This is a genomic window from Streptomyces sp. BR123, from assembly GCF_013401435.1.
Classification (GTDB): domain Bacteria; phylum Actinomycetota; class Actinomycetes; order Streptomycetales; family Streptomycetaceae; genus Streptomyces.
The window spans coordinates 1-22,797 of the sequence record NZ_JACBGN010000106.1 but is presented as its reverse complement, the minus strand read 5'-3'; the positions used below and the strand labels follow the sequence as shown (position 1 = coordinate 22,797).

Annotated in this window: 16 protein-coding genes and 2 pseudogenes; 6 read left to right on the top strand and 12 right to left on the bottom strand. The window is 72.2% G+C overall.

Going from position 1 to position 22,797, the window contains the following annotated elements:
• Nucleotides 1-172: 172 nt before the first annotated feature.
• Nucleotides 173-1,066, top strand: coding sequence for an ABC transporter permease (locus HYE82_RS18150; protein WP_179175135.1), 894 nt, complete (start codon nucleotides 173-175; stop codon nucleotides 1,064-1,066).
• Entirely contained in the window at nucleotides 1,059-1,820 is a 762-nt protein-coding gene (locus HYE82_RS18145) for an ABC transporter ATP-binding protein (RefSeq protein ID WP_179175134.1), read from the top strand. Before HYE82_RS18150 ends, HYE82_RS18145 begins: the two co-directional genes overlap by 8 nt.
• Nucleotides 1,821-2,019: 199 nt before the next feature.
• Here HYE82_RS18145 and HYE82_RS18140 read toward each other — a convergent pair whose 3' ends face one another.
• The 4 genes from HYE82_RS18140 to HYE82_RS39300 form a co-directional block, all read right to left on the bottom strand.
• Entirely contained in the window at nucleotides 2,020-6,984 is a 4,965-nt protein-coding gene (locus tag HYE82_RS18140; protein WP_179175133.1) for an NAD-glutamate dehydrogenase, read from the bottom strand.
• Between the two features lie 356 nt (nucleotides 6,985-7,340).
• On the bottom strand, nucleotides 7,341-8,012 hold the full coding sequence (locus HYE82_RS18135) for an HAD family hydrolase (protein ID WP_179175132.1): 672 nt from the start codon (nucleotides 8,010-8,012) through the stop codon (nucleotides 7,341-7,343).
• Nucleotides 8,009-8,509, bottom strand: coding sequence for a hypothetical protein (locus HYE82_RS18130; protein WP_179175131.1), 501 nt, complete (start codon nucleotides 8,507-8,509; stop codon nucleotides 8,009-8,011). Before HYE82_RS18130 ends, HYE82_RS18135 begins: the two co-directional genes overlap by 4 nt.
• 31 nt (nucleotides 8,510-8,540) lie before the next feature.
• Entirely contained in the window at nucleotides 8,541-9,209 is a 669-nt protein-coding gene (locus HYE82_RS39300; protein ID WP_179175130.1) for a hypothetical protein, read from the bottom strand.
• On the opposite strand from HYE82_RS39300, the gene HYE82_RS39295 reads away from it, so the two are divergent.
• Nucleotides 9,115-9,594, top strand: coding sequence for an Rv3235 family protein (locus HYE82_RS39295; protein WP_256987373.1), 480 nt, complete (start codon nucleotides 9,115-9,117; stop codon nucleotides 9,592-9,594). The two genes, HYE82_RS39300 and HYE82_RS39295, sit on opposite strands and share 95 nt — an antisense overlap.
• A gap of 39 nt (nucleotides 9,595-9,633) precedes the next feature.
• On the opposite strand, the gene HYE82_RS18115 is transcribed toward HYE82_RS39295, so the two are convergent.
• Complete coding sequence (locus HYE82_RS18115; protein WP_179175128.1) at nucleotides 9,634-9,786, bottom strand: hypothetical protein; 153 nt, start codon at nucleotides 9,784-9,786, stop codon at nucleotides 9,634-9,636.
• A gap of 169 nt (nucleotides 9,787-9,955) precedes the next feature.
• Nucleotides 9,956-12,733, bottom strand: a complete 2,778-nt coding sequence (gene secA / locus HYE82_RS18110; protein WP_179175127.1) for a preprotein translocase subunit SecA — start codon at nucleotides 12,731-12,733, stop codon at nucleotides 9,956-9,958.
• Between the two features lie 227 nt (nucleotides 12,734-12,960).
• Between secA and HYE82_RS18105 the strand changes: the two genes are divergently transcribed.
• Nucleotides 12,961-13,560, top strand: a complete 600-nt coding sequence (locus HYE82_RS18105; RefSeq protein WP_179175126.1) for a GNAT family N-acetyltransferase — start codon at nucleotides 12,961-12,963, stop codon at nucleotides 13,558-13,560.
• Nucleotides 13,561-13,675: 115 nt separating this feature from the next.
• The gene (locus HYE82_RS18100; RefSeq protein WP_179175125.1) at nucleotides 13,676-14,851 is read left to right on the top strand and encodes a winged helix-turn-helix domain-containing protein; all 1,176 of its coding nucleotides are present in this window, start codon (nucleotides 13,676-13,678) and stop codon (nucleotides 14,849-14,851) included.
• Nucleotides 14,852-14,863: 12 nt separating this feature from the next.
• Here the strand turns inward: HYE82_RS18100 and HYE82_RS18095 are convergent.
• The 6 genes and pseudogenes from HYE82_RS18095 to mtrA all read right to left on the bottom strand — a co-directional run.
• Nucleotides 14,864-15,523 (bottom strand): annotated as a pseudogene (locus tag HYE82_RS18095) (response regulator); the annotation flags it as partial.
• A 252-nt stretch (nucleotides 15,524-15,775) separates the two neighbouring features.
• Complete coding sequence (gene raiA, locus HYE82_RS18090; RefSeq protein ID WP_179175123.1) at nucleotides 15,776-16,534, bottom strand: ribosome-associated translation inhibitor RaiA; 759 nt, start codon at nucleotides 16,532-16,534, stop codon at nucleotides 15,776-15,778.
• 290 nt (nucleotides 16,535-16,824) lie between these two features.
• On the bottom strand, nucleotides 16,825-17,601 hold the full coding sequence (locus HYE82_RS18085; protein ID WP_179175122.1) for a ComF family protein: 777 nt from the start codon (nucleotides 17,599-17,601) through the stop codon (nucleotides 16,825-16,827).
• A 126-nt stretch (nucleotides 17,602-17,727) separates the two neighbouring features.
• Nucleotides 17,728-19,611 carry an LpqB family beta-propeller domain-containing protein gene (locus tag HYE82_RS18080; protein ID WP_309144363.1) on the bottom strand — a complete coding sequence of 628 codons (1,884 nt, stop codon included), beginning with the start codon at nucleotides 19,609-19,611 and terminating at the stop codon, nucleotides 17,728-17,730.
• On the bottom strand, nucleotides 19,601-21,664 hold the full coding sequence (mtrB, locus tag HYE82_RS18075) for an MtrAB system histidine kinase MtrB (protein WP_309144362.1): 2,064 nt from the start codon (nucleotides 21,662-21,664) through the stop codon (nucleotides 19,601-19,603). The genes HYE82_RS18080 and mtrB overlap by 11 nt, the downstream gene beginning before the upstream one ends.
• 1 nt (nucleotide 21,665) lies before the next feature.
• A complete protein-coding gene (gene mtrA / locus HYE82_RS18070) occupies nucleotides 21,666-22,355 on the bottom strand; it encodes a two-component system response regulator MtrA (RefSeq protein WP_189973359.1) in 690 nt (229 codons plus the stop codon).
• A 232-nt stretch (nucleotides 22,356-22,587) separates the two neighbouring features.
• On the opposite strand from mtrA, the pseudogene HYE82_RS37285 reads away from it, so the two are divergent.
• Nucleotides 22,588-22,797: pseudogene (locus tag HYE82_RS37285) on the top strand (hypothetical protein); the annotation flags it as partial.

Sequence of the window (22,797 nt, the reverse complement as noted above, 5' to 3'; positions counted from 1 at the left end):
GCGGCGGAGTCCGTGGTCATGGACAGAGCATAGCCGGGCAGGCCGCCACCAGCCCGTCACGACGATACGGTTGCGTTCCGCCCTGGCGCGCCCTAGCCTCGCCGTAGCGACGATACGGATCCGTCCCGTCGTCCCTCACGTCCTGGCCCCGTCGAAAGCGACCCCCGTGACCGTGACCTCACCCGCCCCGGCCGTCCCGGCCGACGCGAGCCCCGCGGAGCTGGCCGCCGCCCACGGCCTGACGGTCAGCGGCGCCCGCCCCCCGCTGCCGGAGTACGTACGCCAGCTCTGGGGCCGACGCCACTTCGTCACCGCGTACGCCACCGCCCGGATGCAGGCCACGTACAGCACCGCGAAGCTGGGCCAGGTCTGGCACCTGGCGACCCCCGTGCTCAATGCGGCCGTCTACTACTTCGTCTTCGGCGTCGTCATGAACGCCGGTCACGGCGTGCCCGACTACCTCCCGTTCCTGCTGACCGGCGTCTTCGTCTGGGACTTCATCGGCAACTCGATCAACACCGGCACCCGCGCCGTGCACGCCAACCTGGGCCTGGTCCGCGCCCTGCACTTCCCCCGCGCCAGCCTGCCGCTGGCCTCCGTCCTCCAGCTGTTCCAGCAGCTGCTGGTGACGATGGGCGCGCTCGTCGTCCTGCTGCTCGCCTTCGGCCAGACGCCCCGCCCGGCCTGGCTGCTGACCTTGCCCGTCCTGGCACTGGCGGCCGTCTTCTGCGCCGGCTGCGCCATGGCCATGGCCCGGATCGGCGCCAGGACCCCGGACGTCAGCCAGCTGATGCCGTTCGTGCTGCGCACCTGGATGTACTCCTCGGGCGTCATGTGGTCCATCGAGCAGATGCTCCACCAGGGCAACCTGCCGCACTGGGCCGCCCTCGCCCTGAAGCTGAACCCCGCGGCCGTCTACATCGACCTGATGCGCTACGCCCTCATCGACAGCTTCGACGCGCTGCCGCCCCACGCGTGGGCGATCGCCGTCGGCTGGGCCCTGCTCGCCGGCGTCGGCGGGTTCGTCTGGTTCTGGAAGGCAGAAGAGGAGTACGGCCGTGGCTGACCGCGTCCCCACCGTCATCGCCGACGACGTCCACGTCGTGTACAAGGTGAACGCCGGAGCCCGCAAGGGCGGCGCCACCGCCGCCCTCGGCAGGCTGCTCTCCCGCCGGGCCGACCCGGGCGTCCGCGAGGTGCACGCCGTCAAGGGCGTCAGCTTCACCTCCTACCGGGGCGAGGCCATCGGTCTGATCGGCTCCAACGGCTCGGGCAAGTCCACCCTGCTCAAGGCGATCGCCGGACTCCAGCCCGTCGCCCGCGGCACCGTCTACTCCCACGGCCAGCCGTCGCTGCTCGGCGTCAACGCCGCCCTGATGAACGACCTCACCGGCGAGCGCAACGTCATCCTCGGCGGCCTCGCCATGGGCATGTCCCGGCAGCAGGTCCACGAGCGCTACCAGGACATCGTCGACTTCTCCGGCGTCAACGAGAAGGGCGACTTCGTCTCCCTGCCCATGCGCACGTACTCCTCCGGCATGGGCGCCCGGCTGCGCTTCTCCATCGCCGCGGCCAAAGACCACGATGTGCTGATGATCGACGAGGCCCTGGCCACCGGCGACGCCGCCTTCCAGCGGCGCAGCCAGAAGCGCATCGAGGAGCTGCGCGCCCGGGCCGGCACCGTCTTCCTCGTCAGCCACGGCATCGGCACCGTCCGCGAGACCTGCGACCGCGCCATCTGGCTGGAGGCGGGCGTCCTGCGGATGGACGGCCCCGCCGAGGAGGTCTGCGCCGCGTACGAGGCCCACTCCGGCGGCTGACCCGCGGCGGCGGAGACCGCGGCCTCGCCCACCTGATGCCGATCGATGCGCGCTGCTGTCCCTGCTACCCGTGTCGTCGCGATCGCGGCCCGACCCGGTGGCCGGTGGCCGGTGCCGGGATACGCGACGAGCGGCCCGGAAGTCATGCTTCCGGGCCGCTCGTTCACTCATGCCCCCGAAGGGGCGTCAGTTTCCGGTTTCAGCCGTGCGCGCGCAGCAGCGACCGCATCGTCCGCATCGCGACCGACAGGTTCGCGAGGTCGAAGTCGTCCGAGCCGCGGATCTCGTCCAGGGTGGTCCGGGCGCGGGCGATGATCGCCGCGTTCTTGTCCTCCCAGGCCTTGAAGCGCTCCTCGGGCGACGCGCCGGTCTCGCCGGCCGCCAGCACGTCGGCGGTCAGCGCCGCGTGCGCCGCGAACAGGTCCTCGCGGATGGAGGCGCGGGCCATGGACTGCCAGCGGTCGGCCCGCGGCAGCTCGATGATCCGGTCCATCAGCTGGGTGATGTCCAGGCGGTCGGCCAGGTCGTAGTACACCTCGGCGACACCCAGCGGGTCCACACCGGTCCGGTCCGAGATCGCGACGATGTCGAGCGTCGGGAAGGCCGAGGAGAAGCCGGCGACCTTCGCCGCCAGCTCCTCCGGCACACCCTCGCCGGTCAGCTCGTCCAGGACGAGCTGGTACCACTCCAGGTCCGCGCCGCGCACCAGCTTCGGCAGCTCGGCCCAGACCTGGGCGACCCGCTCGGCGAACAGCCCGATCGTCTCGGTGATCTGCAGCGGCTGCGGCCGGTTGTTCAGCAGCCAGCGCGTACCGCGCTCGACCAGGCGCCGCGAGTGCAGGCGCACCCGGGTCTGGACGTCGGCCGGGACCTTGTTGTCCAGGGCCTCGACCGCGTCCCACACCTCGGCCAGGCCGAAGATCTCACGGGCCGAGAGCTGCGCCCGCACGATCTCCTCGGTGGAGGCGCCGGTCTCCTCGCGCAGCCGGTGCAGGAAGGTCGAACCGCCGGTGTTGACGGTGTCGTTGACCAGCAGCGTGGTGATGATCTCGCGGCGCAGGGCGTGGGAGGCGATCTGCTCCGGGAACTTCGCGCGCAGCGCGGCCGGGAAGTACGCGTCCAGCAGGCGGCGCAGGTACGGGTCGTCCGGCAGCGCGGTGGCGATGAGCTCGTCCGCCACCGTGATCTTGGTGTAGGCCAGCAGGACGGCCAGCTCCGGCTGGGTCAGGCCGGTGCCGCCGCTCAGCAGCTCGCGGATCTGCCGGTCGGTGGGCAGGAACTCCAGTTCCCGGTTCAGCTGTCCGGCCTGCTCCAGGCGGCGCATGAAGCGCTGCTGGGCGTGGAGCAGGCTGTGGGCCTGGGCGGCGCCGTTCGCCAGGGCGGTGTTCTGCGCGTAGTTGTTGCGCAGCACCAGGCGGCCGACCTCGTCGGTCATCTCCGCAAGCAGGGCGTTGCGCTGCTTGACGGTCATGTCGCCGTCGGCGACGACCGCGTTCAGCAGGATCTTGATGTTCACCTCGTGGTCGGAGGTGTCGACGCCCGCGCTGTTGTCGATGGCGTCGGTGTTGACCTTGCCGCCCTCGCCGCCCGCGCCGGTCCGGGCGAACTCGATGCGGCCGAGCTGGGTCAGGCCCAGGTTGCCGCCCTCGCCGATGACCTTGGCCCGGACGTCCGCGCCGTTGACGCGGATGGCGTCGTTGGCCTTGTCGCCGACCTCGGCGTGCGTCTCGGAGGTGGCCTTGACGTACGTGCCGATGCCGCCGTTCCACAGCAGGTCCACGGGGGCGTGCAGGACGGCCTGCATCAGCTCGGCCGGGGTCATCTTGGTGACGCCCGCCTCGATGCCGAGGGCCTCGCGGATGTGGGCGTTGACCGGGATGGACTTCGCGCTGCGCGGGTGGATGCCGCCGCCCGCGGACAGCAGCTCCGGGTTGTAGTCCGCCCAGGAGGAGCGCGGCAGCTCGAACAGGCGCCGGCGCTCGGCGTACGAGACGGCCGCGTCCGGGGTCGGGTCGATGAAGATGTGCCGGTGGTCGAAGGCGGCGACGAGGCGGATGTGCTCGGAGAGCAGCATGCCGTTGCCGAAGACGTCCCCGGACATGTCGCCGACGCCGACGACGGTGAAGTCCTGCGTCTGGGTGTCGTGGCCGAGCTCGCGGAAGTGCCGCTTGACCGACTCCCAGGCGCCGCGGGCGGTGATGCCCATGCCCTTGTGGTCGTAGCCGGCCGAGCCGCCGGAGGCGAAGGCGTCGCCCAGCCAGAAGCCGTACGACTCCGCGACGCCGTTGGCGATGTCGGAGAAGGTCGCGGTGCCCTTGTCGGCGGCGACGACGAGGTAGGTGTCGTCCTCGTCGTGGCGGACGACGCCCTTGGGCGGCACGACCTCGCCGCCGACCATGTTGTCGGTGATGTCGAGCAGCGCCGAGATGAAGATCTTGTACGCGGCGACGCCCTCGGCGAGCCAGGCGTCGCGGTCCACCGACGGGTCCGGCAGGTTCTTGGCGACGAAGCCGCCCTTGGCGCCGACCGGCACGATGACGGTGTTCTTCACCATCTGCGCCTTGACCAGGCCGAGGATCTCCGTACGGAAGTCCTCGCGGCGGTCGGACCAGCGCAGGCCGCCTCGGGCGACCTTGCCGAAGCGCAGGTGGACGCCCTCGACGCGCGGCGAGTACACCCAGATCTCGAAGGCCGGGCGGGGCGCCGGCAGCTCCGGGATGGCCTGCGGGTCGAACTTCATCGACACGTAGGAGTGCTGCTCGCCCTGGGCGTCGAGCTGGAAGAAGTTGGTCCGCAGGGTCGCCTTGATCAGGGTGAGGAAGGACCGCAGGATCCGGTCCTCGTCGAGCGAGGCGACCTGGTCCAGGGCCCCGTCCAGCTCCTCCAGCATCGCGTCGATCAGCTCGGTGCCGGCGGACTGGCGGCCGGGCGACATCCGCGCCTCGAACAGCGAGATGAGCAGCCGGGTGATGTGGACGTTGTTGCGGAGGGTGTCCTCCATGTAGTCCTGGCTGAAGGTGGAGCCGGCCTGGCGCAGGTACTTGGCGTACGCGCGCAGGACGACGGCCTGCCGCCAGGTGAGCTTGGCGCTCAGGACCAGGGTGTTGAAGTTGTCGTTCTCGGCCTCGCCCCGCCACACGGCGGCGAAGGCGTCCTGGAAGCGCTCGCGGGCGTCGTCGCCGAGGTAGCTTTCGCCGTTGCCGGCGACGGGCATGCGCAGGCCGAAGTCGTAGATCCACGCGCTGGTGCGGTCGCTGCGGCGCAGCTCGTACGGGCGCTCGTCGGTGACCTCGACGCCGAGGCGCTGGAGCACCGGCAGGACCGCGGACAGCGAGACCTGCTCACCGGTGCGGTAGATCTTGAACCGGCGCTCGCCGGGGCCCGCGCCGACCGGCTCGTACAGGGACAGCGCGAACTCGCTGTCGCTGGCGGAGAGCCGCTCCAGGTGGATCAGGTCGGAGACCGCCATGCGCGGCGTGTGGTCGGCCTTGTAGCCCTCGGGGAAGGAGCCGCTGTACTTGCGCAGCAGTTCGGCGGCGCGCTCCTCGCCGAGCTCGGCGACCAGGGCCTCGCCGAAGCCGTCGGACCAGGAGCGGGCGGCCTCCACGAGGCGGCCCTCGAGGCGCTCGACGTCGGCGTCGGTCAGCGCGGGCAGCTCGGTGCCCTGCGGGACGCGGACGACGAAGTGGATGCGGGAGAGGATCGACTCGGTGTTCCAGGCGGTGAAGTCGACGCTGGTGCCGCCGAGCTCCTCCTTGAGGATGTCCATCAGGCGCAGCCGGACGCCGGTGGTGAACCGGTCGCGCGGCAGGTAGACGAGGGCCGAGTAGTAGCGGCCGTACTCGTCCTGGCGCAGGTACAGCCGCAGCCGGCGGCGCTCCTGCAGGTACAGGACGGAGGTGGCGATCTCGCAGAGCTTGTCGACGGGGGTCTGGAACAGCTCGTCGCGGGGGTAGGTCTCCAGGATCTGGAGCAGGTCGCGGCCGTCGTGGCTGCTCGGCGAGAAGCCGGCGGCCTCCAGCACCTCGGCGACCTTGCGGCGGATGACCGGGACGCGGCGTACGGACTCGGTGTACGCGGCGGAGGAGAACAGGCCGAGGAAACGGCGCTCGCCGATGACGTTGCCGTCGGCGTCGAACTTCTTCACACCGATGTAGTCGAGGTACGAGGGCCGGTGGACGGTGGCGCGGCTGTTGGCCTTGGTCAGCACCAGCAGGCGGTGCTCGCGGGCCTTGGCGCGGGCGTCGGCCGGCAGCCGGTTGAAGGACGGCGAGACGGCGTGGGCGTCGTCCTTGCCGCTGTGGTGCGGGTCGGAGCGCAGGATGCCGAGGCCGGTGCCGGGCACGGCGGCGAGGGCGTCGCCGTCGACGAGGTTGTACTCGCGGTAGCCGAGGAAGGTGAAGTGGTCGTCGGAGAGCCAGCGCAGCAGCTCGCGGGCCTCTTCGAGCTCGTACTCGTGGAGGTCTGCGGCGGTCGGCTCGTCCACGAGCCCGTCGGCGATGCGCAGCGCGGCTTCGCGCATCTTCTCCCAGTCTTCGACGGCCTCGCGGACGTCGGACAGGACGCGCAGCAGGTCGGCGGTGATCTGCTTGAGGTCGGCGCGGTCGGTCTCGCGGTCGATCTCGACGTGGATCCAGGACTCGACGAGGGAGTCGTGGGGGCGCGCGGTCTGCGGGCCGTGCGCGTCGCAGTCGGGGCCGAGGATCTCGATCAGCTTGCCGGCGACGTCGCGGCGGACGACGACCTGGGGGTGGATCACGACGTGGATGCCGCGGCCCTGGCGGGACAGCTCGTTCGTCACGGAGTCCACGAGGAAGGGCATGTCGTCGGTGACGACCTCGACGACGGAGTGGCTGGAGGTCCAGCCGTTCTCCTCGACGGTCGGGGTGTGCACGCGGACGTTCGCGGTGCCCTGCGGCCGGTTCTCGGCGAGCCGGTAGTGCGACAGCGCCGCCCCGAACACGTCGACGGGGTCCCGGCTGACGATGTCCTCGGGGGCGGTGTGCAGGTAGTAGCGCTGGAGATAGGCGAGCGTCGTGTCCCGGTCGGGCCGCTCTTTCTGCTCGGCACCGGTCGGAAGGAGTCCCCCGGCCGGGCTGTGCTCAGCTACCCGGGCCGCCCGCGCGAGCAGCTCGGCCTTTGCTTCGTCCAGCTTGGTCTGCATGTCCTCTGGCTCCTGTCGCGCGCCATTGCGTGACGTAGGTGAAGGAAGGTATGACGTAGCGCCGCGCAGCGGGTAGTCCGTCCGGAACCGACGCTATGTCGTCGTGAGAGCCGACCGGGAGGGAAACGGCCGGAATCGGCCAGGCGTCCCGGCAGCGGGGATCAGCGAAGGCCCGGGCACGGTCGTGCGCCGGGCGCAGGCCGGGGGCGTCAGTGCCCCCGCGGACTATCGCGCTGATCACGGGTACCAGGCTATCTCGCCCTCCCCCCACCGCGTCACGGTCCGAATCTGTACAAAAGCAAGTCCGGAAGTTTGACGATGTGCGCAGTGACGCGGACCACCGCGCGTGCCAGTGCTTATTCGGCCAGCTCGCGAGCAGTGGCTACGGCCTCTGCCAGGCTGTCCACGACCGGCACACCGGCCGATTCCAGACTGCTGCGGCTGTGCGAACCACCCGTGTAGAGGACGGCCCGCGCGCCCACGTGTGCGGCGGCCGCGGCGTCGTCGACCGCGTCCCCGATGAGGACCGTGCGCCCGGGACTCACCCCGCCGGCCTCCAGGGCCGCCATGTGCCGGACCAGGTGGCTCGCCTTTGAGCTGTGCGAGGGGCCGGTGCGGCCGTCGACGCGCAGGAAGTGCCGGTCGATGCCGTACGCCCGCACCAGCGGTACGAGCCGGTCGTGGGGCGCCAGCGACAGCAGGGACTGGGTGAGCCCGTCGGCCTGCCAGTCGTGCAGCAGCTCCCGAGCCCCCTCGGCGAGCCCGGCCTCCTCGGCGGCGACCCAGTAGTGGCGGTGGAACGCCTCGTCCATGACGGCCCACTCGGCGTCGGTGGGCAGCCGGCCCATGAGCCGCTCGTAGAACTTGGGCACCGGTACGACGTAGAGCTCACGGTAGCGCTCCAGCGTGATCGGCTCGAAGCCGAACTCGGCGAAGGAGGCGTTCGTCGCCGTGATCACGGCGTCGATGTCGTGGAGCAGCGTGCCGTTCCAGTCCCAGACGATGTGCCACCGGCTGCCGCCGCTCATGCCAGCAGCCCCGGGATCTCCTGCACGCCGAACCACAGCAGCTCGTGGTCATCAGCGCCGTCGACGGTGAACCGGGCGTCGTCGTCCCCGGCGTCGGCGGCCCCGACGGCCGCGGCGGCCGCCTCGACGTCCTTGACGGCGTCGTCCGCGTCCGCGTGCACGGCGGCGGCCGCGGCCAGCCGGACCGGGCCGGCGACGGCGACCTGCCCGAGGGAGGCCTCGTCGATCCCGGGGACGGCGGTCACGGCCTTGTCGGCCACGTCGAAGGCGACGACGACGCGCTTGCGGGGGGCCTCGGGGTCCTCGGCGAGCATCCGCAGGGAGGCGGCGGCGGCCCGGCCGAGGGCGGCGTACTCCAGCTCCTCGATGTCGTCCGACACGTACCACTCGCGCAGGCCCGGCGTGACGGCGTACGCGCGCAGGGAGGCGCCGCCCAGCTCACCCGCCTGCTGCACCTCGGCGAGCCCGGGGAGGGTCAGGGGGACGTACACGCGCATGGCCGGCTGCTTTCGGTAGTCGGAAACGCCCTCAGGATACGACGGTGGCACAGCGGCGGCGGAAGACTGCGTGCGGTGACGGCGCCCGTCCCCCTTCGGGCTGCACGGGCGGCGCCGGGGCGCGTCCACGGCGGGGCGTCCTGCGGTCCCCGAGCGGCCGCCGTACGGGGCGTGGGCCACCCGGATAGGTGAAGCAGCGCGGGGCCCGCCGGGCCGCCCCGGCTCCGTTGCGGAGCGTGTCGGCCGGCCGTAGAAGATCCCCGACGAAGTTACCGCCCGGTACCGCCGGGGCCGCACACGTGGGGGACGACCGCATGACCACCAGGACAAGCAGCACCACGAGGAGCACGACCGGGCCCGCCCGGACCACCGGACCGACGAAGACCACCGGCCCCGCAAGGCCGATCGGCCCGACGACCACCGGCCCCACCAGGACCACCGGCCGGGCAAGGCCCACCGGGACGACGAGGCCCTCCAGCACGCCCGGGATGCCCGGGACGCCCCGGACGCCCCGGGCGGCCGGGACGCCCGGGCCCGCAGGGACGACGAGCCCGACCGCGGCGACGAGGACCGCCGGACCGGCGGGGACAACCGGACCGACGGGGCTGGCCGGGACGGCGAGGCCCGACGCGGCGGCGAAGACGGCCAGGACGGTCGGGGCAGCCAGGGCCGCCGGTACGGCCGGGCCGGCCGGGAGCACCGCCCGGCCGCCGGGCCGCCGTGACCAGCGCCGGCCGGGACCGCGGGCGCCCCGTCCGCAAACCTCCCGCGGGCCGCACGACTGGTTCGCCGAGCGCCTGCTGGCGGTGATCAGCGGCCAGCGCCCCGTCCACTCCCTGCTCGGCCTCACCGTCGGCCCGGCCTACGACCAGCTGGTGGGCCTGGCTCCGGCAGGCCCGCTGCGCAGCCGCCTGCGCCCCGTGCTGCGCCGCTGCGGGCGCTTCCACCCGGGCCCGGGCGTGATCGAGGCGTTCGCCCGCATCGCCACCGGCGACCGCATCTCGGCGATGGCCTTCCGCCTGGAGCAGGGCCCCGACCTGCGCTGGCGCTGCGCGGCCGTCGAAATCCGCGGCCCGCTGCCCTGACCCCGCCGCGGGGCGGGGCGGCAGTGCGGGCAGGGCGGCCTAGAGGCCGGTCCACCAGGCCGCCCCGGTACCGGTGGCCGTGGCCACCAGCGCCACCAGCCAGACGGGAACGCGCTCGACCACGATGTACAGCCCGCCGCAGCGCAGCTCGAACTGGGGCCGCTCGCGGCGGCGCTCAACTCGCTTTTCCATGACGGCAGTCAAGCACCACATCCGCCCCGTCCCCCAACGGCCGTTCCTGTACAAAACCGCGGGGTGGAGTTCGACACTCCGTACAGAACGGCGGTCGGAAACGCCGCCGGGGGCCGGACACGCACTCGGTGTCCGACCCCCGGCGGGGTGCCTCAGCCAGTGGCGGGGGCTACTTCTTGCGGCGGCGGCCGCCTGCGGCCTTCTGGGCCTTGCGGCGCTCGGCGCGGGTCATCCCGTCGCCCTCCTCGGCCTCGAAGTCGCCCTCGACCACGCCGCCCTCGCCGTCCACCGTGGGGGCGGAGAAGTGCAGCCGGTCCGGTCGCTGCGGGGTGTCCAGGCCCTTGGCGCGGATCTCCGGGCGCGGGCCGGGGGCCATCGCCGGGGCGGCCTCCTGCACCGGGACCTCCTCGACCTGCTGCTCGACCTGGACCTCCAGGTTGAACAGGTAGCCGACGGACTCCTCCTTGATGCCCTCCATCATGGCGTTGAACATGTCGAAGCCCTCGCGCTGGTACTCGACCAGCGGGTCCTTCTGGGCCATCGCGCGCAGGCCGATGCCCTCCTGGAGGTAGTCCATCTCGTACAGGTGCTCGCGCCACTTGCGGTCCAGCACCGACAGCACCACGCGCCGCTCCAGCTCGCGCATGATGTCGGAGCCGAGCGCCTTCTCGCGGGCCTGGTACTGCTCGTAGATGTCGTCCTTGACCGACTCCGCGATGAACTCGGCGGTGATGCCGGCGCGGTCGCCCGCCGCGTCCTCCAGCTCCTCGATCGTGACCTTGAGCGGGTAGAGCTGCTTGAACGCGCCCCACAGCCGGTCCAGGTCCCACTCCTCGGCGAAGCCCTCGACCGTCTCGGCCGCGATGTACGCGTCGATGGTGTCGTCCATGAAGTAGCGCACCTGCTCCTGCAGGTCCTCGCCCTCCAGGACGCGGCGGCGCTCGCCGTAGATGACCTCGCGCTGGCTGTTGAGGACCTCGTCGTACTTCAGGACGTTCTTGCGCGTCTCGAAGTTCTGGGTCTCGACCTGCGACTGGGCGGACGCGATCGCGCGCGTCACCATCTTGTTCTCGATCGGCACGTCGTCCGGCACGTTCGCCATCGACATCACGCGCTCGACCATCTGCGCCTTGAACAGGCGCATCAGGTCATCGCCCAGGGACAGGTAGAAGCGGGACTCGCCCGGGTCGCCCTGACGGCCGGAGCGGCCGCGCAGCTGGTTGTCGATGCGGCGCGACTCGTGCCGCTCGGTGCCCAGCACGTACAGCCCGCCGAGCGCCTTGACCTCCTCGAACTCGGCCTTCACGGCCGCCTCCGCGCGCTGCAGCGCGGAGGGCAGGGCGTGTGCCCACTCCTCGATGTGCTCTTCGGGGTCCAGGCCCTGCTGGCGCAGCTCGGCCTCGGCGAGGTCGTCCGGGTTGCCGCCGAGCTTGATGTCGGTACCGCGGCCGGCCATGTTCGTGGCGACCGTCACGGCGCCGCGACGGCCCGCCTGGGCGACGATCACCGCCTCGCGCTCGTGGTGCTTGGCGTTGAGGACCTCGTGCGGGATGCCGCGCTTGGACAACTGCCGCGAGAGGTACTCGGACTTCTCGACCGAGGTGGTGCCGACGAGGATCGGCTGGCCCTTCTCGTGCTTCTCCGCGATGTCGTCGACCACGGCGGCGAACTTGGCGACCTCGGTGCGGTAGATCAGGTCCGCCTGGTCCTTGCGCTGCATGGGACGGTTCGTCGGGATCGGGACGACGCCCAGCTTGTAGATCTGGTGGAACTCGGCGGCCTCGGTCATGGCCGTACCGGTCATGCCGGAAAGCTTGGTGTAGAGGCGGAAGAAGTTCTGCAGGGTGATCGTGGCGAGGGTCTGGTTCTCGTCCTTGATGTCCACCCCTTCCTTCGCCTCGATCGCCTGGTGCATGCCCTCGTTGTAGCGGCGGCCGGCGAGGATACGGCCGGTGTGCTCGTCGACGATCATGACCTCGCCGTCGATGACGACGTAGTCCTTGTCCTTCTTGAACAGTTCCTTCGCCTTGATGGCGTTGTTCAGGTAGCCGACGAGCGGCGTGTTCACCGACTCGTAGAGGTTGTCGATGCCGAGCCAGTCCTCGACCTTGGAGACACCGGCCTCATGGATGCCGACGGTGCGCTTCTTCTCGTCGACCTCGTAGTCGCCCGTCTCCTCGATGCCCTTCAGCGGGTTGCCCGGCTCGCCCTTGGTCAGGCGGGTGACCAGCTTGGCGAAGTCGCCGTACCACTTCGTGGCCTGGTCGGCCGGGCCGGAGATGATCAGCGGGGTACGGGCCTCGTCGATCAGGATGGAGTCGACCTCGTCGACCACGGCGAAGTTGTGCCCGCGCTGCACCAGCTCGTCCCGCGACCACGCCATGTTGTCGCGCAGGTAGTCGAAGCCGAACTCGTTGTTCGTGCCGTAGGTGATGTCGCAGCTGTACTGCTCGCGGCGCTGCGCCGGGGTCATGTTGGCCAGGATGCAGCCGACGCTCAGGCCCAGGAACTTGTGGACGCGGCCCATCATCTCGGAGTCGCGCTCGGCCAGGTAGTCGTTCACCGTGATCAGGTGCACGCCCTTGCCGGACAGCGCGTTCAGGTACGCAGGGAGCGTGCCGACGAGGGTCTTGCCCTCACCGGTCTTCATCTCGGCCACGTACCCCAGGTGCAGCGCGGCACCGCCCATCAGCTGGACGTCGTAGTGCCGCTGGCCCAAGACGCGCTTGGCGGCCTCGCGGACGGTCGCGAAGGCCTCCGGCAGCATGTCGTCCAGGCTCTCGCCGTCCTGGTAGCGCTGCTTGTACTCGTCGGTGAGCGCACGCAACTCGGCGTCGGAGAGGTTGACGAAGTCCTCTTCGATGGAGTTGACCTGGTCCGCGATGCGGTGCAGTTTGCGCAGGATCTTGCCTTCGCCTGCACGCATGAGCTTGTTGAAGACGGACACCGAGGTTTGTCTCCTTGCCGGTCGGGCCTGGCACTGGTTCGTACGCGGGCACGGAGGGTGGGCCCCACCGCACCGGCCATCGTAAGCGAGGACACGGTCACGTCGGGAGGTCCGCCATGGCCGCGGGGCGGCATGCGCCCGGAATGAGAACGTACGGGGGGCGGCGAAAGTGCCGCCCTTCGCGAAAACTGCTCGCCCGGCCGGGGCCACGCCAGCAGAATTCGGTCATGGAACCCACCGTGCTCCCCACGCAACGACTGGTACTGCGCCCCTGGGCCCCGGAGGACACCGACGCCGTCCACCTGGCGTGCCAGGACCCCGACATCCAGCGCTGGACCACCGTCCCCGCGCCGTACGAGCGGGAACACGCGCGCGGCTGGACCGGCGAGATCTCCCCGGCCGGCTGGCGGCAGGACACCGAATATTCCTTCGCGGTCTGCCGCGCGGACTCCGGGATCCTCGTCGGCGCGGTCGGGCTGCACGTGCGCGGACCGGCCGCGTACGAGGTGGGCTACTGGGCGGCGAAGGAGCACCGCGGCCGCGGCCACACCACGGAGGCCGTGACGGCGGTCTCCCGCTGGGCCTTCACCGAGCTCGGCGCCGGGCGTGTGGAGTGGCGGGCCGAGGTCGGCAACGCCGGCTCCCGGGCGGTCGCGGAGAAGGCCGGGTTCCGGGTCGAGGGCGTACTGCGAGCCGCCCTGCCGGTCCGGGGCACCTGGCGTGACTGCTGGGTGGGCGGGCTGCTCCCCGCGGACCTGGGCCTGGAGTCGCGGCTGCCGTACCTCTCTGCACCGGACCGAGGGCCCGACATCGGCGCCGGGGCCTGAGCGGCCCGCGGTGACGTCCGGCGCCCGCCCCCGCGCCCGCAGGGGCGGGCGCGGGGCCACCGCGCGGACGGCCCTCACCGGCCCGCTGTCAGTGCCGGGGCCTAGGCTTCGGCGCATGACCACCGCCACCGCCGCCGCCGTGTCCCTGTCCGCCGACGAAGCGCGCCGGATAGCCCTGCGCGCACAGGGGTTCCTCGGGGCTCCCGACCGGCGCGGCGGCGTGCGCGGGGTGCTGCGCCACCTCGGCGCCGTCCAGCTCGACACGATCTCCGTCCTGGCCCGCTCGCACGAGCTGATCCCGTACGCGCGCCTCGGCGCGGTGGGCCGCGAGGCGGTCGAGCGGGCGTACTGGTCGGACGGCCACGCCTTCGAGTACTGGTCGCACGCGGCCTGCATCCTGCCGATCGAGGAATGGCCGCACTTCGCCTTCCGGCGCCGGGCCCGGCGGGAGCACGGCTACCGCTGGCACCGGATGAAGGACCGCGAGGGCACCTGCGCGCTGGTCCTGGACCGGCTGCGGGCCGACGGCCCGCTCACCTCCACCGAGCTGGGGGGCGCCAAGAACGGCGGCCCGTGGTGGGACTGGTCCGAGACCAAGATCGCGGTGGAGTGGCTGCTCGACACCGGTGACGTGGTCTGCACCGAGCGGCGCGGCTGGAAGCGGGTCTACGACCTGGCCGAGCGGGCGGTGCCGGACGCGCTGCTGCACGACGACCTGGACGACACCGAGTGCCTGCGCCGCCTGGTCGGCCTGGCCGGGAAGTCCCTGGGAGTGGGCACCCGCGCGGACATCGCGGACTACCACCGGATCAAGGGCGAGCAGTTCGACGCGGTGATCGCCGACTCCGGCCTCGTGCCCGTGGCGGTCGAGGGCTGGACCAAGCCGGCCTGGGCCGACCCCGAGGCGCTGGTCGCTCCCCCGCGCGGCCGGCACCGCACCACCCTGCTCTCTCCCTTCGACTCCCTGGTCTGGGAGCGCCCGCGGACCGAGCGGATCTTCGGCTTCAGCCACAAGCTGGAGGCGTATGTGCCCAAGCCGCAGCGCGTGCACGGCTACTTCGCGATGCCGCTGCTGACGGGCGGCAGGCTGCGGGGACGGGTGGACCCGGCCCGCGAGGGCCGCACCCTGGTGGCCCGGCAGCTGTCCCTGGCCTCGCCGAAGGCGGCCCCGGCGATGGCCGCGGCGCTGCGCGAGGCGGCCGAGTGGGTCGGCTGCGACGACGTACGGGTGGAGCGCGCGCAGACCCCGCAGGAGGCGGCGGCGGTCACCGCCGAGCTGGCGGCCCTCTGAGCACCGGAGGTCCTAGCGGATCTCCAGGATCTTCTCCCGCATTGCGTACACGACCGCCTCCATCCTGGAGTGCAGCTGCAGCTTCTCCAGGATGTTGCGGACGTGGTTCTTCACCGTGTTCTCGGAAATGAACAGCTCCTTGGCGATGTCCCGGTTGTTCATCCCGGTCGCGACGAGCTTGAGCACTTCCACCTCGCGGTCGGTGAGCCGGGGCGCGGGCACCAGCCGGCGCTCGTCCGTCCGCTGGATCATGGATTTGAACTCGGTGAGGAGTTTCGACGCCATCGAGGGGCTGATCTGCGACTGCCCGTCGGCCACCGCGCGGATCGCCGTGGCCACCTCGTCCGTGGAGATTTCCTTCAGCAGGTATCCGGTGGCGCCCGCCTTGATCGCGTCGTAGAGGTCCGCCTCCTCGTCGCTGATCGTCAGCATGATGATCTTCGCGGAGGGGGCCACCTCCTTGATCGACGTACACGCCTCGATCCCGCCGCGCCGGGGCATCCGCACGTCCATCAGCACGATGTCCGGCAGCAGGTCCGCCGCCTTGTCCACCGCCTCCGCGCCGTCCCCGGCCTCGCCGACGACCTGGATGTCCTCCTCCTGCGCGAGGACGATCTCCAGCCCGCGCCGGAACAGGGCGTGGTCGTCGACGACGAGCACCCGGATCGGCTCACCGCCGCCCTCGTCCCCGCGCACCGGCTCGAAACCGTCCGCCATCGTTCCTCCCCCTGCATGTGCCGAGCTGCCCGGCCAACCCGGCGGACGCACCCGCCGGTTGACTGCCCGCCATGATTCCATGCCCGCGCCGCCCGCCGCGGGCCTCCGGGCGGACGCCTGGCGCATTGGCGCATATCCGGTCACAGGGATGCCCCTGCCGGACACCTCGTGTCCGGCAGGGGCACCGCACGGAAACCCGACGCGGCGTCAGCCGCCCAGCGCTCCGCCCGCACCTCCCGGACCGGGCTCATCGGTGCTGGAGGCCTGGTCGGAGTTGAGGTGGATCACGCCGTAGTCGTAGCCGTGACGCCGGTAGACGACGCTCGGCATCTTCGTCTCGGAATCGACGAACAGATAGAAGTCGTGGCCGACCAGCTCCATCTCGTACAGAGCCTGGTCGAGCGACATGGGGGACGCCGAGTGCGTCTTCTCGCGGACGAGGAGCGGTCCTTCGCCCTGTACCTCCAGCGACCCGATCCGGGTCGTGGGAATCGCGTCCTCTTCCTCGGCGGAGACCGGCATTCCGTGCCCGTTGAGGGTCGCGGCGTCCGGCACCGCGTCGGCGACCTCGGCCGCCGAAAGCCTGCCGCTGCCGCGGCGGGTGGCACGCTTGTCGTGCTGCCTGCGCAGTCGGGCCTCGAGCTTTTCCTGCGCCAGATCCAGCGCCGCGTACGCGTCGGCTGCTGCGGCCTCGGCTCGGATCACCGGCCCGCGCGAACGCAGGGTGATCTCGACACGGTCGGAACGGTCGGCCTGGCGCGGGTTGTGCTCCTTGGACACCTCGACATCCATGCTGATGACCTTGCCGTCATACTTCTGGATCTTGTCCACGTTGAGCTTCTCCGCAACGTGCTTGCGGAACCGCTCGGGCACCTCGGTCTTGCGGCCCTTGACGACGATGTCCACGCAGAACTCCGTTCCCGGATAGCCCCGCCTCTGCAAAGGCGAAGCGTCTCCCTTTCGCACCAGGCTCCGGTGTCCACCGGAGCCTCGGACTTGGCGACTTTCACCTCCTCCTCCCCCATCGGCAAGATCTACACCCCACCGACTTCGGAGTCGAGAGACACTCTCTGACACGAAGATTCAGCAACTGCGACACGTGCGATCCGATGCGAGCCCCAGGGTCGCCAGTTCCTTACAACCGAACATATCTCTCCATGCCGGTTGTCGGCACCCGCTACCGGAACGTACCTCCGTTCAGGTGTTCAGTCCCTCTCGTTACCTGCAACGATGCGCCTTCCCCATCAGTTCCAAATCTATTCACAGGAATGTTGCTCTGTCCGGGTAGACGACCGGATTCGTACGAAAGAACCGGGCGGAGCCGCCACCACGGCCGCCCCCGCCACCGGCCCGGCCCCGGCCGCCCGCAGCGCCCGCGCCGCCTCCGCGAGCGTGGCCCCTGTCGTGATCACGTCGTCCACCAGTACGATCCGCGACCCGGCCGCCGGCCGCGCCCCGCCCCGGCGCACCGCCAGCGCCCCGGCGAGGTTCGCCCTGCGCTCCCGCGCCCCCAGACCTGCCTGGTCGGCCACCGGCCGCACCTGGCGCAGCACGGAGGCCACCCGCGCGGGCACACCGGCCCGCCGCAGCCGCCCCGCCGCCGCCAGCGCCATCCGGCGCACCGGATCGTGCCCGCGCGCCCGTACCTGCCGGGGCGTCGAGGGCACGGGCACCAGAACCACCACCGCCCCGGGTCCCACCGCGCGGCCGGCCGCCCCGACTCCGGCCGCGTCCGCCGTGTCCGCCGCGACCGCGGCGACCGCCGTCGCCAGGGCCGCTCCGAGCGGCCCGGCCAGCCCCAGCGCCCCGCGTTCCTTGTGCGCGAGCACGACGGCCCGCACGGCGCCCCCGTACACCGCGGCCCCGTAGACCGGGGGCAGCCCCCGCGGCCCCCGGGACGGCCGCACCGGGCCCGCCGCGCCCCCGTCCAGCGCCCGCCCGCAGGCAGCGCACAGCACCGCGCGCGGCTCCCCGCAGCCGGCGCAGGCCCCCGGCAGCACCAGCCCGCCGAGCTCCTGCCACCATCCCCGCATCCCCTCACTCTGCCCGGCCGTCCCCACAGCCCGCCACGCCTGTGGACAACGGAAGACCCCGGCCGAGCCGAGGCCCGGCCGGGGTGTGCCTGCCGTTCGCTGCGGTCAGCCGACCGGCCGCCGGGGTCAGCCCGGGTACACCGGGGTCCGGCCGCCCGCCGCCACCGTGCGCCACTGCGCCCCCGGCGGCAGCCACACGATGCCGTCCTCCTCGGAGGCGGCCACGACGGGCTTGCGCTCGTCCTCCGTCGCCGCGACCGCGACCAGCCCGGCCGCCCCGGGCAGGCTCGCCGCGACCATCGACCCGTCCGCCAGCATGTACCGGGCCTGCACGACCCCGCCGTTCTCCCGGCCCACCACCAGCAGCCGGCCCCGCGGCGCCCAGCTCATCGCCGTCACGTCCGCCATCTGCGGCGCCGCCGGACGCAGCTCGCGCACCGACACGGCGCCCGGCTGGTCGGCCCGGCCGCCCTCGGGCCGCTCGATCCGCCCGATGTACAGGCGCTTGCCCTTGCCCTTCTGCACCAGCAGCGCGATCCGCACCCCGTCCGGGGACGCCTTCAGCGCGGTGATCCGCCCGCCGTCCAGCCCCGCCACGTCTATCTTCTGCGCGGCGGCGGCGCCCGCGGGCACCCGGTACAGCGCCGCGTTCTGCGGGTCCTGGTCGGCGACCCACAGGTCGCCCGCCGCGTCCCAGCTCGGCGTGGACAGCCCGTTCGGCTTCGCGCTCTTGCCGGTGAACACCGGCTGCGGCATCGGGCCGGCCGTCGTCAGGCTCACCAGGTGCAGCCCGCGCCCGTCCTCCGAGACCACCGCCGCGCGCTTCTCGTCGTAGCTGACGGCCGCGGAGCCGACCTTGAAGGCGGGGGCGCCCGGCGGGTTCAGCGGCCCCGGCACGGGCTCGGCCCGGTACTGCTGGTCCTCGCTGTTCGCGTCGAGCTTCATCCGCACGAGCCGGAGATCGGCGTCGACGTAGTACTGGTGGTCGGGGCTCGGCACCCGGTGCGCGATGCCCGCCGCGCCCGCCTCGGTGACCGAGCACAGCGCGGAGCCGTCCACGCGCAGCACCTCGACCCGGTCCAGCCGGGACGCCGTCAGGTCCCTGACGGTGAAGAGCAGCTGAGTGGCCATCTTCTGGCACTGCGGCTGCGCCACGTCGTCGGCCGCCTTGTTCAGCGGCACCCGCAGGGTGTTCTGCCCGTCGTACGCGAGGGACTTGGTGCCCTCCCGCAGTTCCGTGCCGACCGGGAAGCTCGAAGTGGCCACCGGGCCCAGCCACTTGGACGGGCCGGCCAGCAGCGACTGCACCGTCTGCGTCGTGGGGTCCATCCGCGAGTCGGGGTCGTTGCGCTGGCGCACGTACACCGGGTCGGCGACGAGCGTGCCGCCGGCGAAGTAGTACTTGTTGACGGGCATGTAGATGCGCTGGAAGTCGGACTCGCTGAGCACCAGGCTCTTCGGCGGCGTCGCGATCCGCCACTGCTTGTTCTCCTGCACCAGCTGCAGGAACTCCTCGTAGCGGCCGCCCGTCGGGGCCGGCTGGTACGCGCTGCGCTCGTCCACCGTGGCGAGCATCGTGCCGGTGGTCTTGAAGCGGGGCCCGGCCGGGTCCTTCTCCCCCTGGACGGAGAACCGGTCGATGCCGCCCGAGAGGACGGTGACGGCCGCACCGGGCTTCCAGCTCCTCGCCGCCTCCTCGGTGAGGTACTTGCGGGCGGTCTGCAGCTGCGGATCGTCGCTGGTCATGGCCTCCAGGAAGCCGTCGACGATGTCCGTCGGGCTCGCCTTGTCGGCCGGCGGCACGCCGAACACCCGCACCTGCGAGTCGACGCCCTGCGAGGCCCGCACCTCGCGGATCTCGCCGCTGTCGGGCATCGAGGCACAGCCGGCGAGCAGCAGCGCGGCCGCGCCGGCGGCGCAGCCCGCGGCCGCCCGGGCACGGGCCCGGGCACCCGCCCGTGCCGCCGCCCCCCGGCCGTCCCCGGCTGCGCGTACGGGCTCAGCTTCCACCTGCTCCATCCTCCTGCTGTGCTGCCTGGTCGGCCGGCCGGGCCACGACACGGGCCCCGTTCCCCGGCAGGGCGGTCGGGTCGGCGGGCACCGGCAGCGCCCCGGCGACCGGCGACCGCGGCGGGATCGCCGCGATGTCGGGCCGGGCCGGGGCCTGGGCCCGGTTGCCTGCGGAGCCCTGCGGCCCGGAGCCGGCCGGGCCCGCGCCGGAGCCGCGCTGCGCGCCGCCGCCGGCGGTGCCGGAGGCGGCGGCTGCCGCGTCGGCGGCGGCCCTGGCCCGGTTGGCCCGCGAGTCCTCGGGCTCCAGCGGGATGGGGGAGCCCCGCAGCGGCTCGTCGGCGGTCCGCGGCAGGGTCAGCCGGAACTGGGAGCCGCCGCCCGGCTCGCCCCAGGCCTGGAGCCAGCCGCCGTGCAGCCGGGCGTCCTCGACGGCGATGGACAGGCCGAGGCCGGTGCCGCCGGTGGTGCGGGCCCGCGCCGGGTCCGCACGCCAGAAGCGGTTGAAGACCCGGGTGGCCTCGCCGGGCTTGAGGCCGACGCCGTAGTCGCGTACGGCGATGGCGACGGCCCCGCCCGCGGACGCGAGCCGCACCACCACGTCACGGCCCTCGCCGTGCTCCACGGCGTTGACGACGAGGTTGCGCAGCACCCGCTCCACGCGGCGGGCGTCGGCCTCGGCGATCACCGGCTGGGTGTCGCCGAGGACCCGGATCCGGGTGCCCTTGTGCTCGGCGAGCGGCTCGGCGCCCTCGACGACCCGGTGGACCACGTCGCGCAGGTCGATGGGCTCGGCCTCCAGGGCCGCGGCACCCGCGTCGAACCGGCTGATCTCCAGCAGGTCGGCCAGCAGCGACTCGAAGCGGTCCAGCTGCCCGGCGAGCAGCTCGGCCGAGCGGGCGGTCACCGGGTCGAAGTCGACCCGGGCATCGTGGATGACGTCGGCGGCCATACGGACGGTGGTCAGCGGGGTGCGCAGCTCGTGCGACACGTCGGAGACGAAGCGGCGCTGCATCCGCGACAGGTCCTCCAGCTGCTGGATCTTGACCTGGAGGTTTTGCGCCATCTTGTTGAACGCCTCGCCGAGGCGCGCGATGTCGTCCTCGCCGGTGACCTTCATCCGCTCCTGCAGCCGCCCGGCCGACAGCCGCTCGGCGATCCCGGCGGCCATCCGCACCGGGGTCACGATCTGCCGCACGACGAGCCAGGCGATGGCGCTGAGCAGCACGACGACGAACAGCCCGGCGGTGGCGATCGTCGATTTGACCAGGTTGAGGGACTCCTCCTCCTGCGTCAGCGGGAAGAGGTAGTACAGGTCGTACGGGTCCCCGTTGATGTCGGTGAGCCGCTTGCCCACGACCAGGGCGGGCTCGGGCGATTTGTCGCCCGCCCCGTCGGTGTACTTGATCTGCGAGAACGTCTTGAACGTGCCGGTGGCGTGATCGACGGCCTTGCGCAGCCGCAGCGGGATGCTCGCGGTCGGGTCGACGTTGCCGGAGGCGCGGGCACCCTTGACGCCCGACGCACCGGCCCCGCCCGGCTGCGCGCCGGTGCCCGGGGTCGGTCCCGTCCCGGTTCCCGAGCCGCTGCCCGTGCCGGCACCGAGGGCGACCACCTCGAACGCGGTCTGACCGCCGCTGGCGAGCTGCTTGACCAGCGAGTTCATCCAGGTGCTGGCGTCCCGGCCCACCTTGTTGTCGGTGGCGTCGGGCCCGTCCACGGTCGCGGGCGTGTTGGCCTTCTCCTGCGCGACCGCGAAACCGCCCGCGGCCTGGCTCTGCGCAGCCTCCTCCTTGGCGTCGAGGAGGCCCTTGCTGACCTGCGCGATCACGACGAAGCCGAGCGCCAGCACCACGGCCAGCGACATCAGCATCGTCGCGGCGACCACCCTGAGCTGGATGTTGCGCCGCCACAGCCGGACAGCCGGCAGCAGCGGCCGGCGCACCAGTCGTACGAACAACCGCAGCACGGGCCCGCCGGGCGCTCCGTCCTGGAGCAGCCGGCCGGCCCGCAGGGCCCCCCAGCGGGAGCCGCCGCGCGGCCTGCCGGGCTTCACGTCAGCTCGGTCCTGCCTTGTAGCCGACACCACGCACCGTCACGACGATCTCGGGGCGCTCCGGGTCCTTCTCGACCTTGGAGCGCAGTCGCTGCACGTGCACGTTGACCAGGCGGGTGTCCGCGGCGTGCCGGTAGCCCCACACCTGCTCCAGCAGCACCTCGCGGGTGAAGACCTGCCAGGGCTTGCGGGCGAGCGCGACCAGCAGGTCGAACTCCAGCGGGGTCAGCGCGATGGAGGCGCCGTCCCGCTTGACGGAGTGCCCGGCCACGTCGATGACCAGGTCGCCGATGGCGAGCTGCTCGGGGGCGGGCTCTTCCGACCGGCGCAGGCGGGCCCGGATGCGGGCCACCAGCTCCTTCGGCTTGAACGGCTTGACGATGTAGTCGTCGGCCCCGGACTCCAGGCCCACGACGACGTCCACGGTGTCGCTCTTCGCGGTGAGCATGACGATCGGCACACCGGACTCGGCCCGGATCAGCCGGCACACCTCTATGCCGTCCCTGCCGGGCAGCATGAGGTCCAGCAGCACCAGGTCCGGCTTCGCCTCCCGGAAGGCAGCCAGTGCCTTGTCACCGTCCGCTACGAACGACGGCTCAAAACCTTCTCCACGCAACACGATGCCGAGCATCTCGGCCAGTGCGGTGTCGTCGTCGACGACAAGGACGCGTCCCTTCATGCTTGACATCATCCCATTAGCCAATCGTTACCCGGCGGTGAGCTGTCCCACAGCCAAAAAGGCTGGAAATCGACCCTCGAACCTGCGTGGGGTGGACACCGACCAGTCTGCCCCGGACTGAGGCGACAATTGAACGCGGACCGGCGCAGATCGGGGGGACGGCCGGTCCGCACACCGTTCCCACGTGGCACGATGGCAGCCGACCAGCGCCCCCGCCCCATCAGGTGCACGTGAAGGAGCGACGATGAACGACTCTCCGGGCCGGGCTGTGCCCGGACCCTCCCCGTCCGACGGCGAGCGGCCTGGCGCACCCGGCGGTCAGCAGCAGGGCGAGGGCCCGCAGCACGGCGGCGCAGGGGCCCGGCCCCCTGCGGGCGGCCAGAAGTGGTCCGCCGAGCAGCCGCCGCCCGGCGAGTGGCAGAGCCCCGGCGCACCCCGGCCGACGCAGCCCGCC